The organism is Xanthomonas sp. 3058 (genome assembly GCF_014199765.1).
Classification (GTDB): domain Bacteria; phylum Pseudomonadota; class Gammaproteobacteria; order Xanthomonadales; family Xanthomonadaceae; genus Xanthomonas; species Xanthomonas campestris_B.
Map to the genome: position 1 here is coordinate 336,859 of NZ_JACHOF010000004.1, position 16,930 is coordinate 353,788.

General features: G+C 65.2%; 14 protein-coding genes and 1 other RNA gene. 7 read left to right on the forward strand and 8 right to left on the reverse strand.

Translation table 11 applies throughout. From position 1 onward, the window contains the following. Positions 1-136 precede the first annotated feature (136 nt). Positions 137-1,387 carry a DUF819 family protein gene (locus GGR61_RS08625; RefSeq protein ID WP_184621135.1) on the forward strand — a complete coding sequence of 417 codons (1,251 nt, stop codon included), beginning with the start codon at positions 137-139 and terminating at the stop codon, positions 1,385-1,387. A 193-nt stretch (positions 1,388-1,580) separates the two neighbouring features. On the opposite strand, the gene GGR61_RS08630 is transcribed toward GGR61_RS08625, so the two are convergent. Then, positions 1,581-2,768: an XVIPCD domain-containing protein gene (locus GGR61_RS08630; protein WP_184621136.1), complete on the reverse strand. Its 1,188-nt coding sequence runs from the start codon at positions 2,766-2,768 to the stop codon at positions 1,581-1,583. Positions 2,769-2,804: 36 nt separating this feature from the next. Further along, complete coding sequence (locus tag GGR61_RS08635; protein ID WP_184621137.1) at positions 2,805-3,566, reverse strand: ankyrin repeat domain-containing protein; 762 nt, start codon at positions 3,564-3,566, stop codon at positions 2,805-2,807. 244 nt (positions 3,567-3,810) lie between these two features. On the opposite strand from GGR61_RS08635, the gene GGR61_RS08640 reads away from it, so the two are divergent. Then, the gene (locus tag GGR61_RS08640; RefSeq protein ID WP_184621138.1) at positions 3,811-4,515 is read left to right on the forward strand and encodes an HAD family hydrolase; all 705 of its coding nucleotides are present in this window, start codon (positions 3,811-3,813) and stop codon (positions 4,513-4,515) included. Between the two features lie 645 nt (positions 4,516-5,160). Here the strand turns inward: GGR61_RS08640 and GGR61_RS08645 are convergent. Next, a complete protein-coding gene (locus tag GGR61_RS08645; protein ID WP_184621139.1) occupies positions 5,161-5,385 on the reverse strand; it encodes a CstA-like transporter-associated (seleno)protein in 225 nt (74 codons plus the stop codon). Then, positions 5,385-7,457 carry a carbon starvation CstA family protein gene (locus tag GGR61_RS08650; RefSeq protein WP_184621140.1) on the reverse strand — a complete coding sequence of 691 codons (2,073 nt, stop codon included), beginning with the start codon at positions 7,455-7,457 and terminating at the stop codon, positions 5,385-5,387. Before GGR61_RS08650 ends, GGR61_RS08645 begins: the two co-directional genes overlap by 1 nt. 229 nt (positions 7,458-7,686) lie before the next feature. Here GGR61_RS08650 and GGR61_RS08655 point away from each other — a divergent pair, with 229 nt between their 5' ends. Then, on the forward strand, positions 7,687-8,544 hold the full coding sequence (locus GGR61_RS08655; RefSeq protein ID WP_184621141.1) for a pirin family protein: 858 nt from the start codon (positions 7,687-7,689) through the stop codon (positions 8,542-8,544). Between the two features lie 194 nt (positions 8,545-8,738). Here the strand turns inward: GGR61_RS08655 and GGR61_RS08660 are convergent, their stop codons facing one another. The 3 genes from GGR61_RS08660 to nfi form a co-directional block, all read right to left on the reverse strand. After that, positions 8,739-9,200 (reverse strand): hypothetical protein, encoded by a 462-nt coding sequence (locus GGR61_RS08660; RefSeq protein WP_184406640.1) that lies wholly within the window; start codon positions 9,198-9,200, stop codon positions 8,739-8,741. Positions 9,201-9,453: 253 nt separating this feature from the next. Continuing rightward, positions 9,454-10,344, reverse strand: a complete 891-nt coding sequence (locus GGR61_RS08665) for a pirin family protein (RefSeq protein WP_184621142.1) — start codon at positions 10,342-10,344, stop codon at positions 9,454-9,456. A 175-nt stretch (positions 10,345-10,519) separates the two neighbouring features. Beyond that, positions 10,520-11,227, reverse strand: coding sequence for a deoxyribonuclease V (nfi, locus tag GGR61_RS08670; RefSeq protein ID WP_184621143.1), 708 nt, complete (start codon positions 11,225-11,227; stop codon positions 10,520-10,522). Between the two features lie 103 nt (positions 11,228-11,330). Here nfi and gpmA point away from each other — a divergent pair, with 103 nt between their 5' ends. Then, positions 11,331-12,080 carry a 2,3-diphosphoglycerate-dependent phosphoglycerate mutase gene (gene gpmA / locus GGR61_RS08675; RefSeq protein WP_184621144.1) on the forward strand — a complete coding sequence of 250 codons (750 nt, stop codon included), beginning with the start codon at positions 11,331-11,333 and terminating at the stop codon, positions 12,078-12,080. Positions 12,081-12,229: 149 nt separating this feature from the next. Beyond that, the gene (locus GGR61_RS08680) at positions 12,230-12,547 is read left to right on the forward strand and encodes a hypothetical protein (RefSeq protein WP_184621145.1); all 318 of its coding nucleotides are present in this window, start codon (positions 12,230-12,232) and stop codon (positions 12,545-12,547) included. A gap of 128 nt (positions 12,548-12,675) precedes the next feature. Here GGR61_RS08680 and GGR61_RS08685 read toward each other — a convergent pair. Next, positions 12,676-12,751: non-coding RNA, sX9 sRNA (locus GGR61_RS08685), on the reverse strand. 193 nt (positions 12,752-12,944) lie between these two features. Here GGR61_RS08685 and GGR61_RS08690 point away from each other — a divergent pair. Beyond that, positions 12,945-15,047, forward strand: coding sequence for a M13-type metalloendopeptidase (locus tag GGR61_RS08690; RefSeq protein ID WP_184621167.1), 2,103 nt, complete (start codon positions 12,945-12,947; stop codon positions 15,045-15,047). A gap of 153 nt (positions 15,048-15,200) precedes the next feature. Then, on the forward strand, positions 15,201-16,763 hold the full coding sequence (locus tag GGR61_RS08695; RefSeq protein ID WP_184621146.1) for a phospholipase D family protein: 1,563 nt from the start codon (positions 15,201-15,203) through the stop codon (positions 16,761-16,763). Positions 16,764-16,930 lie beyond the last annotated feature (167 nt).

A 16,930-nucleotide genomic window follows, 5' to 3' on the forward strand; every position in this document is an offset into this window, starting at 1 on the left:
CCAACGTCCTGAGCAGGCCGCGTGCTGCGGCGCTGGCGGGGTTTGCGCGCGCGGCCAGGTCGGCTAGATTCATGCCATCGGCCGCTGTCGGTCCGATCCGCACGTTGGCGGCCGCCTGTCTGGATGTCCGCTCGTCGTGAATGCCGCCGATTCTGCTCTGATCCAAAACGATATTGTCGTCTTCGGCCTGATCGCCGCCACCTTGGGTGCGGTGTTCTGGACCTCCTCGCGCACGCGGGGGCCGTGGCAGCGCTTCTATGCGGTCGTGCCCGCCTTGTTGCTGTGTTATCTGCTGCCCGGGATCTACAACACGGTCGGCCTGATCGACGGCGCCAATACCCGGCTCTACAACCCGATTGCACGCGACGTGCTGCTGCCGGCCGCGTTGATCCTGCTCACCTTGAGCATCGATCTGCGCGCGATCCTGGGGCTGGGACCCAAGCTGGTCGCGATGTATCTGGGCGCCTCGCTGAGCATCATGCTGGGTGCGGTGATCGCGTTCTGGGTGATGGGCTGGCTGCATCCGGCAACCGTCGCGGGCGACACCTGGGCCGGCATGGCCGCGCTGGCGGGCAGCTGGATCGGCGGTGGCGCGAACATGCTGGCGATGCGTGAGGTGTTCGATGTGGACGCCACCACGTTCGGGCAATTTGCGGTGGTGGATGTGGGCGTCGGTTATGTGTGGATGGCTGCGCTGATCTTCCTGGCCGGGCGTGCGCGCAAGATCGATGCACGCAGCGGTGCCGACACCCGCGCGCTGGATGCCCTGCAGGAGCGCATGGCGCGTTTCCAGGCAGAGCACGCGCGTATTCCCAGCCTGGCCGACCTGATGGTGATTGTGGCGGTCGCGTTTGGCGGCGTCGGGCTGGCGCATGCGCTCGCCCATCCACTGGCCGCCTGGTGCAAGGCCAACCTGCGCTGGTCCAGCCAGTTCAGCCTGGACACGCCGTTCGTCTGGGTGGTGGTGCTGGCGACCAGCGTGGGCTTGCTGCTGAGCTTCACCCGCGCGCGTACGCTGGAAGGCGCCGGTGCCTCCAAGATCGGCTCGCTGCTGCTGTACTTCCTGATCGCCTGCATCGGCATGCAGATGGATCTGCTCGCGCTGCTGGACCGGCCGTGGCTGTTCCTGCTCGGCCTGATCTGGATTGCGGTGCATATCGCCTTGCTGTGGGGGTTGGGCCGATTGCTGCGGGTGCCGTTCTTCTATTTCGCGATCGGCTCGCAATCCAATATCGGCGGCCCGGCCTCGGCGCCAGTGGTGGCGGCCGCGTTCCACCCGGCCTTGGCGCCGGTCGGCGTCCTGCTCGGTACGATGGGCTACGCCACCGGCACCTATCTGGCGTATCTGGTCGGCATCACCTTGCGCGCGATGGCGGGAGCCGGCTGACAGCGCCTACCCGTTCGCTTGTGTGGTTGTGCAGGCTGGGCGCGGCTGGACTGGAGCAGGGGCACATCACGCGCTCATTGCGGTTCCGGCGCTGTCGTTCCAGGCTGTTGTCCGCACCTGGGATTGCGTGCCAGTCGCTAGGTCAGCCGTTGCACACCGGGCACTGGTCGGAGAACCGGTGCCCGGTCGCGATTCACTGCTGCATCGTCCGGCGCTGCTCTTCCTGGGCCGGCGCGCCGTGCTGGGATTGCTGCTGATTGTGTTGCTGCAATTGGCCGACATTGCCCTGCGCAGGTTCGTTGGCCGCAGCTGCGGTCTGCACATGGCTGCGCAGATGGGTGGGGTCGTCCATGCGCCCTTGCACGGCAAACAGGCTGTCGCCTTCGCGGCTGGGCAGCAGGTGGTCGATCCGCTGCAGGCCATCGCTGCCTGCGCGTGCAGCAACGCTGGCGGCGGTATTGAGAAATGCAGTGTCGTCGCGCAGGCCCAGACGTTGGCGCTGGCCATTCAGGTGCACCACCGCGTCGTTGAAAAGCTGGCTGCCGGTCTGCAAGCCTGCACCTTGCGCTTGACCTTGGGCTTGCATCTCCTGTGCCTTGATCACCGACTCCATGCCGTGCAGGTCCAGCCGATGCTTGAGCATCATGCCCGGCACCAGGCGCTGACCGAACGACAGCGGGTCCGGCTCCGGCAACTGGATCTGGTGGCCGGCCGCATCGGGCATTGCCCACTTCAACGGGATGCTGTCTTCCTGCAGATGCGTGAGGATCTCGTTCTTGACGTGGTAGCCGCGAATCAATTCGCTGCTGGCGTAGTCCTTGGCTGCCGCTGCATCCAGGCCCTGGCGCTCCAGCGTGCGATCGTTGACGCCTGCCGCGTTGTAGGTCACGGCGGGAATGTCGTTGACCATTGCCGATGCCGCCGCAAGACCGCCGCCCAGCGAGTGCCCCGTGATCACCACCTGGTCGCCGAACGCCTGCCTGGCCTGGCTGCCGAGCTGGATCGCCGAGGCATATTGCGCATCGTCCAAGCCCAGGCCCTGGCCGATGTTGTGCTTCCAGTCCTTGCTTTCGTCGGTGCCGCAGAAGCCGAGCACCACCTGACCCTGATCGTTGCGATAGAACGCGGCATCGAAGCCGCTCTTGGCATCGTGCAGCAGACCGGGGTCGATGCCTGCCTGTTGCAGCGCGTTGTCGTCCATGCGCGTCCAGCCGTTGGGCAGGGCCGCAAAGGTTTCGGCGCCGCCTTCGCGTCGCTGCGAGGCGGTGGCGTAGAGATCTTGCAGAACGGCCGGAAACTGGCGGTCTTGCGGGTGCGGTTGCTGGCCACGCATCGACTCTGCGAATGACGTGGACGACGGAGTGAAATCTGACGAGCTCATGCGCGGCTCCTTGCGTTCGTCGTGCGAAAAGCCCGCTTAGCGGCTGCTTTCCACGGGAATATGATGGGCGGCCAACCATGCGCGTACGTCCGACCTGACCTGCTGGCCGCCGGCATTGAGCAGACGATCCGGCGTGGTGAAAAAGTACGCCTGAAAGGTCTTCTGCTGTGCGTTACGCAGCGTGGGGTCCACACCGGCCTTGAGCAATTGCAGCACCACCGGACTGGCTGCGCCGCTTTGCGCGGCCAGATGCAACACGCTGTTGCCGGTGTTGTCGACGCGCTGGATGTCGGCGCCTGCCTCGATCAGCAAGCCGATCTGCGCATCGCGTTTGCTCTGTACCGCGCGAAACAACGGGGTCCAGCCCGCGCGCGCGCTGACCACGTCGATCGGCGCCTTGTGCTCAAGCAGAATCTTCAGATAGTCCGCGTCTTGCGCCATCGCCGCCAAATGCACGACGGTCTCCTGGTCCATGCCCGGCAATGCCGGATCTGCGCCAGCATCGAGCAATGCTGCCAGCGCACGCGGCTGCTGGTTCCAGATGGCCCATTCGAGCAGTGTCACGTTCTGATCGCCGTGCGCGGCGAGATCGACCGTGGGGGCAAGTGCGCTGATGCGTGCGACCTCGCCATGCGCGATGGCATGGACGATGTCGCCAAGGCTGGGGTCGCGGAAGGCGACGGTGTGATCCTGCAGCGTAGCTGACATGGTGTGCTCCTTGGCACCGGGCGAGGCGGTGCATGAGACCGCGAAAAACGCGGTCGCTAGAACGAGCAGGGGAGGCAATCGCATCTGCATCGAGATCTCCTGATCCTGATCGCATTCCTGGTGACGCTGCGGGTGAGTCCTTGCGCAGCGGGGCCGATGCTAGCAGCTGCAAAAATGAAGCGCGGTAAGATCGTGTGACATGCCACGCTGCGAGGAGGGACTTGTCGCGCCTGTTCGCTGGCTGGCTGGCTGCCTGGCGCATCGCACAGATGTGATGGCGCGTGTCACCCGCGCATGCTGCGCCACAGCCAACGGTCACAACCTGGCCGGCATAATGGCGCTTTGCGAGCAGATGGGTGCAATGGTCTACGAATTACTGATCAGCGATTGCGATGGCGTGCTTGTCGACAGCGAAATCCTGGCCGACCGGGTGATGCGCGAGGCGCTGGCGGCCTTGGTGCCGGCCGAGCCGTTGGAACATCTGCTGGAAACCACGTTCGGGCAGACCACGCGCGAGGTATTGCGGCGGGTGGAAGAACACTTTGCGCTGCAGTTGCCAGAAACCTTGCTGGCGCAGATCCAGGCACGCAGCGAGGCCTTGATCGCCGCCGAGGTGCAGCCGATTGCGGGCGTACGCGCAGCGCTGGAACAGATTCCCTTGCCGCTGGCGGTGGCCTCCAACAGCCGCCGGCATAACGTGATCGCGTCGGTGGAGCGGGCCGGGCTCACCGCGCGTGCGGCCGGACGCATTTTCAGCGCTGACATGGTGGAGCGGCCCAAGCCGGCACCGGACGTTTATCTGCTGGCCGCGCGCACGGCAGGTGTGGCGCCGGAGCGTTGCCTGGTGATCGAAGACAGCCCCACCGGTGCGACGGCCGCAGTGGCGGCAGGGATGCAGGTGCTGGGCTTTACCGGTGCCAGCCATATTCCGCAGGGACATGCTGACACCTTGCGTCGACTTGGTGTGCTGGCGGTGTTCGACGATATGCGCGATTTGCCCGCGTTGTTCGAGCGGCTCGCGCAAAAACGCGCTGGTTGAGGAGGTCGAGTCGTCGCATCGTTTGGCTGCAGTCAGTGCTTAGATCAAAAGCCTGGTTGGTCGAGCGTGCGATGCCCTCACCGCTTGCGGGACACGCCGCAAGTACGTCCATGTAGGCTCGGTGGCGGCATCCATGCCGCCACACGGTCCCGCAATCGGTGAGGGCACCGCACCAGAGAGTTGGTCGGTAGCTAGGTGAAAAACGGGCCATCTCGCTAGTTGCATTGGCTTACTGGTACGGGTCGCAACAACAGGAGAATTAGCGAATTAGAAGCGCCTCATGCATTGCTTGCACCCTGCACACCGACCATCTCGACTGGTCCTTGCCCGCCCACCGTCGCGGGACCTTACGCGGCATGGATGCCGCGTAAGAGCCTACACAGACTTGCGGCGTGTCCCGCGACGGTGGGCGGGCAAGGGCCCTGCAGCCAAGCCAACGATCAGCCCGTCAGCTTGCAGCGTGTTGCGCGATGGTGAGCCGGTAAGGGCCCTGCAGTAAATCCGCAGATCAACCGCTCTGCAACCAATCTACCGCAATGTCCAATCGCGTAAAGAAAACCGCGATCTCGCGTCCACATCAACGCAACAGGGCGCGATTCGCATCGCGCCCTGTTGCGTTTGCATCTGTCGATCACCGATCACCGATCAACAGCAGCGAAACCCGCTCTTGCCGCCATATCGCGCATCCTGGCGTTCGCGGAAGAACGCGGGGTACTCCATCACCGGTTTGTCGGGATGTTTTTCCAGCATGTGGCGCACATAGTTGTCGTAGTCGGGAATGCCGCAGCACAGCCGCGCGGTCTGGATCAGCCGCCGCCAGATGCGGCGATGCACCTGATATTGGCTGGCAAGTACGAGTTGGGTGCCCATTACAGGTCCGCCATCTGGTGTGGCTGCAAGGCCACGTACGGGGTTTCGCGGTCGCTACGCTGCGGGTTGCGGCGTGCAATCACGATGGTCTTGACCGCGTAGATCAGGATCGAGCCCACCACGAACAGGAACAGCACCGTCAGCCCGGTGTTGACGTAGGCATTGGTGACGATCTGCTGCATCTGCGCCACCGTCTTGGCCGGCGCAGTGATGGTGTTGCTGGCGATCGCGTCCTGGTACTTATGCGCCTGCGCCAGGAAGCCCTGCGCCGGATTGCTGTCGAAGATCTTGATCAGTCCGGCGTAGGTCGTGCACAGCAACAGCCACAGCGCCGGCACGATGGTGACCCACGCATAGCGGTCGCGCTTCATCTTGAACAGCACCACCGTGCCCAGCATCAGTGCGATGCCCGCCAGCATCTGGTTGGAGATGCCGAACAACGGCCACAAGGTCTGGATGCCGCCGAACGGATCGATCACGCCGGTGTAGAGCAGGTAGCCCCACAGCGCCACGCACCCGGCGGTGGCGATGATGTTGGCGGTCCACGACTCGGTCTTTTTCAGCGCCGGGATGAAGTTGCCCAGCAGGTCCTGCAGCATGAAGCGACCAGCACGCGTGCCGGCATCCACCGCCGTGAGGATGAACAATGCTTCGAACAGGATGGCGAAGTGGTACCAGAACGCCATCGTGTCCTCGCCCGGCAATAGCTGATGCAGGATCTGCGCGATGCCCACCGCCAGCGTGGGCGCACCGCCGGCGCGGGCCAGGATGCTGTGCTCGCCGATGTCCCTGGCCGTGGCTTCCAGCACCTCTGGCGTGATCGCAAAGCCCCATTCGCTGATCTTGGCCGCCACCGCCACGGTGTCGGTCCCGACCAGCGAGGCGGGGCTGTTCATTGCGAAGTAGATGCCCGGCTCGATGATCGAGGCCGCCACCAGCGCCATGATCGCCACGAACGATTCCATCAACATGCCGCCGTAACCGATGTAGCGCATGTGGCCTTCATTGGCGAGCAACTTGGGCGTGGTGCCGGAGGCGATCAGCGCATGGAAGCCGGAGACCGCGCCGCAGGCGATGGTGATGAACAGGAACGGGAAGATGCCGCCCTTCCAGACCGGGCCGTCGCCGGTGGACGCGAACTGGGTCAGTGCCGGCATCTTCAGGTCCGGCATCACCACAAGGATGCCGATCGCCAGCGCCAGGATGGTGCCGATCTTGAGGAAGGTGGACAGGTAATCGCGCGGCGCCAGCAGCAGCCACACCGGCAGCACCGAGGCGACGAAGCCGTAGCCGATCAGCATCCAGGTGATCTGCTTGGCGGTGAAGGTGAACGCCGGGCCCCAGCTCGGATCGGCGGCGACCTTGCCGCCCAGCCAGATCGCGGCCAGCAACAGGATCAGGCCGACCACCGAAATCTCGCCGATCTTGCCGACCCGGATGTAGCGCATGTACACGCCCATCATCAGCGCGATCGGCATCGTGGCGATCACCGTGAACATGCCCCACGGGCTCTCGGCCAATGCCTTCACCACCACCATCGCCAGCACCGCCAGGATGATGATCATGATCAGGAAGGCGCCGAACAACGCGATGGTGCCGGGCACCTGGCCCATCTCCTCGCGCACCAGATCGCCCAGCGAGCGGCCGTTGCGGCGGCTTGAGAGGAACAGCACCACGAAGTCCTGCACCGCGCCGGCAAATACCACGCCGACCACCAGCCACAGCAGGCCGGGCAGATACCCCATCTGTGCGGCCAGTACCGGGCCGACCAGCGGTCCGGCACCGGCAATGGCGGCGAAGTGGTGGCCGAACAGCACGTGCTTGTTGGTGGGCACGTAGTCCAGGCCGTCGTTGTTGGCGACCGCCGGGGTAGCGCGGGTTGGGTCCAGTTGCATCACCTTGTCGGCGATGAACAGGCTGTAGAACCGGTAGGCGATCAGATAGATCGAGACCGCCGCCACCACGATCCATAGCGCATTGATGTGCTCGCCACGCCGCAGCGCCACGGTACCCAGGCAGAACGCGGCCAGCAGCGCCAGCGCGCCCCAGGCCAGCTTCGAGAACCCTTTCATGCATACCCCTCAGGAACGATTCACCCAAGGGTCGCCCTCTGCCTGCCTGCGGTCAATGGAACTGTTTCGGTCGGGACTAAAACTTTGGTCGTAGAGGGCGCCCGTTTGCGTGCCGGGGCATGCGGTTGCAGAAAGGGCTTTTGGAACGATCGGTTGCGTCTGTCGCGGTTGGGCCGCGCGCCCGGTGCACCCATGATGGGACCCACATATTCCGCACAGGGAGAGTTCGATGAGCGTTACCACCACCGCAGCGGCACACGTGCTGCGCACGATTCGCGGCATGCCCACCTCCGACGGCGCGGGCGTCAAGTTGACCCGGGTGATCGGCACGTCGCAGTTGCCGGAGCTGGACCCGTTCCTGATGCTGGACGAGTTCGGCACCGACAAGGCCGAAGACTATCTGGCCGGGTTCCCCAGCCATCCGCATCGCGGCTTCGAGACGGTGACCTACATGCTCGACGGGCGCATGCGGCACAAGGACAACCACGGCAACGAGGGGCTGCTGACCCCCGGCAGCGTGCAGTGGATGACCGCCGGGCGCGGGCTGATCCATTCGGAAATGCCGGAGCAGGAATCCGGCCGCATGCGCGGTTTCCAGCTGTGGGTGAACCTGCCGGCGCGCGACAAGATGACCGACCCCAAGTACCAGGAGTACGCGCCGGACCGCATTCCGGTTGCGCAGCCGGCGCCTGGCGTCACGGTCAAGGTGATCGCCGGAACGGTGGGCGAGGTGCGCGGCCCGATCGTGCAGCCGGCCACCGACCCGGTGTATCTGGACATCGCGCTGGCGCCGGAGGCGGCCTGGGAGCATGTATTGCCGAGCGGCCACAACGCGTTTGCGTATGTCTTCGAAGGCGAGGTGGCGGTGGGTGAGGGCGGTGCGACACGCGCGCTGCCGGCGCAGGAACTGGCCGTGCTCGGCGGTGGCGAGCGCTTGCACCTGCGCGCAGGTGCCAACGGTGCGCAACTGATCCTGGTCGCCGGCCGCCCGCTGAACGAACCGGTGATGCGGCACGGCCCGTTCGTGATGAACACCAAGCAGGAGTTGATGCAGGCCTTCGTCGATTTCCAGGAAGGGCGGTTCTGAACCGACGCGCTCGCTGCACGCGGACTCGCCGCTCTACGTGACCGCTGCGTCGGTATTGGGACTGGCAGGCGCGCTACAGCGTGAGCGCCCAACACAGTCGGCACGGTTGGACCGGTAGCGAGCGCCTGGCCGGCTGACTATCGCTGCAGCGCACCAAACAGCGCGGGGCCTCCGCGCTGTATTGGCGTTTTGGATCAGCGCTGCAGTGCCAGGCTGGCCGGCTGCAGATCGATGTTCTGCACCAGCGACTGCATCGAGGCCAGCTCTTCGGTGCTGGCGCCATCGATCCACAACTGCGCGTAGCGCTTCTTTCCCAGCTCGACCACGGTGACGCGGCGCGATTCCATGCCCGGCACATCGCGGCCGCCCAGGTCGAGCTTGTACCAGTAGAAGTCTTCCTGCTGGATCTGGCCTTTCTCCGCGCGGCGATCGCGCGCCAGCACCATGGACGGGTCGCGGGTGGTGAGCATGATGCCCACCACCTGGCGCCCGTCGGCAGTCATCGCCTTGCAGACCAGGTAATCGGCGCCTGCGAGCTCGGACCATTGCAGGCCGGAAGCCGGCGGTAATGGCGGGCAGACCGGCGCGGTCTGTGCGTGGGCAACGGCTGCGGCCAACAGCAAGCTCAAACCGACAAGGCAGGATGCGGACTTCATTCAAATGTTCCCCGGCAATGGATGACTGCACAGGGACGACGTCGCCTACCGTGTCGCTGCATCAGCCCGTGCGCTCCCCGCCCGGCCGTGCCTCGCACGCAACATGTCCCCAACCAATGGGGATATCACTACCACAGTTCTGGTTGCAAGCTCAAGCGTGGCGCGCGGGCTCGGCTGCAATCGGCCGCGTGCGGTCACGCCCGCAGCGAGACCTGGGCATAGTGCGCGCCGCCGACCTGCTCGTTGGCTGCTGTCAGGGATAATTGACCGGCTGGGGCGCCGGGGTCTGCGGCAGTGGGATGAAGTCCTTGTCGTCGCCGGGAATGGTCCCGAAGCGACCGGCCTGCCAGTCGTCCTTGGCCTGCTCGATACGTTCCTTGGAGCTGGAGACGAAGTTCCACCACAGGTGGCGCGGCCCATCCAGCGGCTCGCCGCCGAGCAACATCGCCTTCAGTGGCGTCTTGGCACGCAGGCGCCCGCGTGCGCCGGGCGAGGGCACGATCAGGTGGCGTGCGGGCACGTCGGCGCCATCCAGTTGCGCATCGCCTTCCAGGATGTAGAGCGCGCGCTCGAGATGGCCGGTGTCCAGGTCGATCTCCGCATCCGGCGCCAGATCCAGTGCCACGTTGAGCGTGCCGCTGAACACCCGCACCGGCGACTCTTCGCCGTACGCGCGGCCGGCGATCACGCGCAGCCAGACGCCAGCGCGGCGTTGCTGCGGCAGGCTGGCGGCGGCGTGGTGATGGAAGGCGGGCGCGGTTTCCTCGGCCGCGCGTGGCAGCGCAATCCAGGTCTGCATGCCGTGCAGCGCATGCGTGCGGGCGCGCTCGGGGCCGGGCGTGCGTTCGGAATGGGCGATGCCGCGGCCTGCGGTCATCCAGTTGACGTCGCCGGGGCGGATCACCTGGTCCGAGCCCAGCGTGTCGCGGTGGCCGATCTCGCCCGACCACAGGAAGGTCACCGTGGCCAGGCCGATATGCGGATGCGGGCGCACGTCGATGCCGTGATCGGGCTCCAGCACCGCCGGGCCCATATGGTCGACGAACACGAACGGACCGATGCTGCGCGCCTGCAGCGTGGGCACGGCACGGCGGACTTCCAGTCCGCCGATGTCATGGACGCGGGGAGCGATGAGCATGGTCATGGCCGTGAGCCTGCGCGAAAGGAGCCAAAGCTTCGCACGCGGCGTGCGGAGCGGGCGCGCCGTGGCGCAAGAGCGGAATGTTCTGCGAAGAGTCGGCGCCGAATTTTTCGGCGGGTGCGCCATCGGCCACGCGCTCCGCACGTGCGCCGCGCAGATGGATGCGCGAGACACGCCGTTACAGCAAGGTGGGTTGCGGATCCGTGGGAATATCGCCGCGCCGAGAGGCCAGCCGGTCGGCCAGGCGCGTAGGCTCGGGCAGGCGATAGGCGCGTAAGGTGCGCAGCGTCCAGTCCAGTGCGCCCTGCATCGAGACACGATGCCCGGGGGAGACGATCAGCGGATTGCAGCGCGGCTTGCTGCGTAGCGCCCAGCCGATCTGCATGCCGCCCAGCAGGATCGGACTCCGGTCGCCGCGCTCGGGCCCCGGCTCGACGAAGCGGCCTGCCAGGCGTTGCTTGGCCACGCCGATGCTGGGCAGGCCGGTGACCACGCCAAAGTGCGCAGCGATGCCCAGCTTACGCGGATGCGCGATGCCCTGGCCGTCGATGAACACCAGATCCGGCGGGCGCGAGAGCAGTGCCAGCGCCTGCAGCAAGGCCGGCAGTTCGCGAAAGCTGAGCAGGCCGGGCACATACGGCATCGACGTGGGCACGCGCGCGACATGCGTTTCCAGCGGCGTCAACGTGTCTGCATCCAGCAGCACCGCTGCCGCACGCGCGGTCTGGCCATCATCTTCGAAGCCGACATCGAATCCGGCGAGCAACCGCGGCGGCACGATCACCTGATCCTGCAGCACCACGCGCTGTGCCAGTTGCTGTTGCAACTGTCGCGCCTGAATCACGCTGCCGTCCCAACCGGCGAATACGGGATCGATCCGTTGCATGACCGCAGCATCGCGCGCTGTACGTGGCGATCTCGTGCACGCCGGCGATGCGCCGGCTGCCGCTACAATCGCAGCCTGATCGGCCCCCAATCGGAGAACCGTAGTGACCCGCAAACTCGTACTGCTGCGCCATGGCCAGAGCCAATGGAATCTGGACAACCGTTTCACCGGCTGGGTGGATGTGGAACTCACCGAGCAAGGTCGCCAGGAAGCCGCTGCGGCCGGCAAGCTGATGAAGGACGAAGGGCTGCAGTTCGATGTGGCGCACACCTCGGTGCTCAAGCGCGCCATCCACACGTTGCAGGGCGCGTTGAAGGAACTCGACCAGGATTGGTTGCCGGTGTCCAAGAGCTGGCGCCTCAACGAGCGCCACTACGGCGGCCTGCAGGGCCTGGACAAGGCCGAAACCGCGGCCAAGCACGGCGAGGAACAGGTCAAGATCTGGCGCCGTTCGTACGACATTCCGCCGCCGGAAATGGACGTCAACGATCCGGGGCATCCGTGCCATGACCGTCGCTATGCCACGCTCGATCGCAACGCACTGCCGGGCACCGAATCGCTGGCGACCACGCTGGTGCGCGTGCTGCCGTATTGGCACGACGCGATCGCGCCGCAATTGAAGGCCGGGCAGACCGTGTTGGTGACCGCACACGGCAACTCGTTGCGCGCGCTCTACAAGTACCTCAACGCCGTCTCCAACGAGCAGATCCTGGAGCTCAACATCCCGACCGGCATCCCGCTGCTGTTCGAGCTCGACGACAACCTGCAGGTGCAGAGCTACCGCTATCTGGGCGACCCGGAAGCGGCCAAGCGCGCTGCCGAAGCGGTGGCCAACCAGGGCAAGGCGAAGTAAGTACGTCGTTGAATCCAAGCGCTGCGCGCGTTGCGTGTAGCGCGTGCCCAAGGTTGCACCACGCGTAGAAGAACGCGTGGTGCGTTACATGCAGGCAGCGTGCGTCGGGGATCGACGGACGCCGCGCATATTTTTTCAGGCGAGACATGATGTCCGGCAAACGTAAACACCAGAGGATGAGCGCGACCTACTGCCGTGCGTATCTGGTGACCTTGGGGGCGCTGGTGGCTGGTGGTAGCGGTGCGTTTGCCGCATTGGCCACCGGCAAGGTGTCCAGTTCGGCGCTGTTGTTGGCGCTGCTGATCTGTGTGATCGGCCTGGCGCTGCTGGCGTTTGGTATGTTCGGACCGTCGCGGCGGATGGAAGCATGGGCCGATGCGGCGTCCGGGCATGAGGTTGCGCTGGTGTTGATGGTGTTGGCGTATCCGGTGTATCTGCTGATGGCGCCGTTCTACGCCCGCAAGTAACTGCATGCCGTTGCGCAAGGTTGCGCCGCAACGCTGGCTGGTGTGTGCGCGCAGACGCCAACGCTGACAGCGTGCGCTCCGGTCGCGCGCTGTGCTTTATCGAGGGGGGCGTCTTCTTTGCCAAGAGGGGCTGACGAAACCTAGCAAGCGGTCGTCAGCTGGTGGGGGCGGCGCACTCAGAACCGGAGGATACGCGTGGCACCTGCCGATTCCGCGCAGCGGCCGTGCGCGCCTGACGGTGGTGCGGTCGTGTTGTTTACCGCTCCAGGACGCGGCAGCGGAGGCTGGGGTGTTGTGGTGCCGCTGCAGTGATTTGTCATCTTTTGGTCGGGGGCACTGTGCTGGCGACCTGCTTATTCGACCGCGTGTCACGTGGTCTTGTGCCTTGGAGAATGTCATCATGTTGAACAAGTTCGCGCCGCTGTCGCTTGCGGTGGCCATTGCGGTCACGCTGTCGGCATGTGGCAGCTCCGACGACACCGCCAAGCCGGCGCCCGCAGCAACGCAGGCTGCGCCGACCAAGCTGGATGTGTCCAAGCTGGATGCGCCGATCGTGGCGTTCGGCGCCGGCGATCTGGACCCGTCCATCAACGCGTGCCAGGACCTCAACGGGTTCGTCAATGCCAAATGGCTCAAGGCCAACCCGGTGCCATCCGATCGCACCAGCTGGGGCAGCTTCGAAGTGCTGGCCGAGCGCTCGTTGACCATCCAGCATGCGCTGGTGGAGCAACTGGCACGCGGCACGCTGTCGGCCGGATCGGTGGATGCCAAGATCGCCGACCTGTGGCGCACCGGCACCGACGAGGCGGCGATCGACAAGGCCGGCATCACGCCGCTGCAGCCGCAGTTGAAGGCGATCGATGGGTTGACCGATGCAGCGTCGATCGCCGCGTGGTTGCGCGACAGCTATGCACAGGGCCAGGGCTTCCTGTTCTCGTTCGGCGCCAATGCCGACTACAAGAATTCCGAACAGATGATCGCCTATGCCGGGCAGGGTGGTCTGGGCTTGCCCGAGAAGGGCTATTACACCGATCCGGCGCAGGCCAAGATCCGCGAGCAGTACGTGGCCTACATCGCGCGCGTGCTGGAGTTGTCCGGCGTTCCGGCAGCGCAGGCCGCCACCCAGGCCAAGGCGGTGATGGCCTTCGAGACGCGTCTGGCCAACGCCTCGCTGTCGCGGATTCAATTGCGCGACCCGGCCAAGCGCTACAACCCGGTCGATGTGGCCGGCGCCAATGCAGTGACCCCGCACTTCGACTGGCAGGCGTTGTTCACTACGCTCAAGGTGCCGGCCGGCACGTTCTCGCTGAGTCAGCCGGGCTACTTCGCCGAGTTCGATGCAATGCTGGCCGATACGCCGGTGGACACCTGGAAAGCCTATCTGCGTTTCCACAGTATCGACGAGGCGGCGCCCTACCTGGCCAAGCCGTTCGAGCAGGCCAATTTCGATTTCTATGCCAAGACGCTGCGTGGCCAGCAGGACATGCTGCCGCGCTGGAAGCGCGCCTTGAATGCGGTCAACGAGGCGATGGGCGAGGCCTTGGGCCAGCTCTACGTGCAGTCCGCGTTTCCGGCCGAGTCCAAGGAGCAGATGCAGCAGCTGGTGCAGCATCTTTCCGTCGCACTCAAGGCACGGTTGGAGCAGCTCGACTGGATGAGCGCCGCCACCAAGCAGCGCGCACTGGAGAAGTGGGCCAGTTTCACCCCCAAGATCGGGTACCCGGATCAATGGCGCGACTGGTCGGGCCTGGAGACCCGTGGCGACGGATTCCTGGCCAACATGCAGGCCGCGCAGGCGTTCAACTATCGCTACATGCTGGACAAGATCGGCAAGCCGGTCGACAAGCGCGAGTGGCATATGACGCCGCAGACGGTCAATGCGTACTACAACGCCACCCGCAACGAGATCGTGTTCCCGGCGGCGATCCTGCAGCCGCCGTTCTTCGATCCCAAGGCCGATCCGGCGTTGAACTACGGCGGCATCGGCGCGGTGATCGGGCACGAAATGATGCACGGCTACGACGACTCGGGCAGCCAGTTCGATGCCAAGGGCAACTTCGCTACCTGGTGGACCGATGCGGACCGCAAGCTGTTCACCCAGCGCACCGATCAGCTGGTGGCCCAGTTCGATGGCTATGAGGCGATTCCGGGCGTCCACGTCAAAGGCAAGCTGACCTTGGGCGAGAACATCGGCGACCTCGGTGGCCTCACCGTGGCCTACGACGCGCTGCAAATGGCGTTGAAGGAACAGCCCGACAGCAACAAGGACATCGACGGCTATACGCAGGACCAGCGCTTTTACATGAACTGGGCCACGGTGTGGCGTCGCAACTTCACCGATGGCGAATTGCGCGTGCGCTTGAACACCGACCCGCATGCGCCGGCCAATTTCCGCGCCAATGGCGCGCCGTCGAACATGCCGGCGTTTGCAAAGGCGTTCCAGTGCAAGCCCGGCGATGCGATGGTGCGTGGCGACAAGGATCGCGTCGCGATCTGGTAAGCGTGATTGCATCCAGCGAGCGCTGTTGCGGCAGTGCTCGCTGAAAACCCGCTGTTGTTGCGATTTTGTCGAGCTCGCTTGTGCGCTTGCGTCTGCACATTGACATGCGTGTGCAGCATCTAGACTGCCGCGCTCTGCAACACGGGGTCGGCAGTGACAAAGCGAAACATCTTCAAATGGATCGGCATCGGGGCGCTGGTGCTCGTGCTGGGCAGCGTGCTGTCGCTGTACGGCTACGGCCGCTTTGCCGATCGTCAGCGTGGCCCGGTGAGTCATGCGTTGCCAGCCACCGCATTGGCAACGCCGATCGATCAAGTCGTCGCGCCGCTGCAGCGAGCGCATGCCAACCAAACCGGCATGGTGATCCTGCCCGACAATATCGATGCGTTTGCGGTGCGCGCGCTCACCGCGCGTGCGGCCGGGCGCAGCCTGGATCTGCAGTACTACATCTGGCATGCCGACTTCACCGGCAACCTGTTGCACAACGAACTGCTGCGTGCCGCCGACCGTGGCGTGCGCGTGCGTCTGCTGCTGGACGACATGAACATCCATGGCAGCGATTCGGTGCTGGCGGCGCTGGACAGCCACCCGATGATCGAAATCCGTCTGTTCAATCCCACCCGCGCGCGTGAGGGCACATTGATGCGCGGTGTGGAGATGGTGCTGCGCATGTTCAGCATCAATCGGCGCATGCACAACAAGGCCTGGATCGCCGATGGCCGCATCGCGGTGGTGGGCGGCCGCAATGTGGGCGACGAGTATTTCGATGCCGCGCGCGACACCAATTTCATGGATATGGATGCGGCGCTGATGGGGCCGACGGTGGGCCAGGCCGATCATGTGTTCGATGCGTACTGGAACAGCCCCAATGCGTTGCCGCTGGCTGCGCTGGTGACGGCAGAACCGCAGGCGCTGGATGCGCTGCGCGGCAGTCTGGACGCCGGCCTGGCGTCGGCACGCGCGCATCCGTATGTGCAGCGCCTGCACCGTTCGCCAAGCGTGCAGGCGTTGATGCAGGGCGACCGACCGGTGCATTGGCTTGAGCACGCGCGCATCGTGTCCGACCCGCCGGAAAAGGCCGACGGCGCGCCGCCGCAGGCCGACTGGATGACGCCGGTATTGATCGGCGAGATGGCGCATGCGCAGCGCGAGCTCAAGGTGATCTCGCCGTATTTCGTGCCAGGCGACGAGGGCATGCGCTGGATCGGTGCGTTACGCCGACGCAATGTACGCGTCAGCGTGCTGACCAACTCGCTGGCCGCCAACGATGTCGTTGCGGTGCATAGCGGCTACGCCGACTACCGGGTGCCGTTACTGGCCGATGGTGTGCGTTTGCATGAGCTCAAGCCGATGGGCAAGCCCGATGGCAGCCTGTTCGGGTCCAGCGGGGCCAGCCTGCATACCAAGGCATTTGTGGTGGACGATGGCAGTGGGTTCATCGGCTCGTTCAATCTCGATCCGCGCTCGATGAACCTCAATACCGAGATGGGCCTGCTGTTCAACGATCACGCGGTGACTGCGGAGCTGGAGCGGCTGTACACCCACAAGACCAGCGCTCCGGTGAGTTATCGCGTGACGCTGCAGCAGGGGGAACTGCGTTGGCATGACGATGCCGCGCAACCGCCGGAAGTGTGGGCCAGCGAGCCGGCCGCCAGTGTATGGCGGCGTGGTGCTGCGACGGTGCTGGGCTGGTTGCCGCTGGAGTCGCAGTTGTAGCGTTCTGGTGGGGCGATTGCCCTCATCCGCCCTTCGGGCACCTTCTCCCGTGGACGGGAGAAGGGCGGTGCATGGAACTTTCGTGGACGGTAGGAGGGCGGTGCATCGAGCTTTCGTGGACGGGAGGAGGGCGGTGTATCGGACTTCCGTGGACGGGAGAGGTGGCT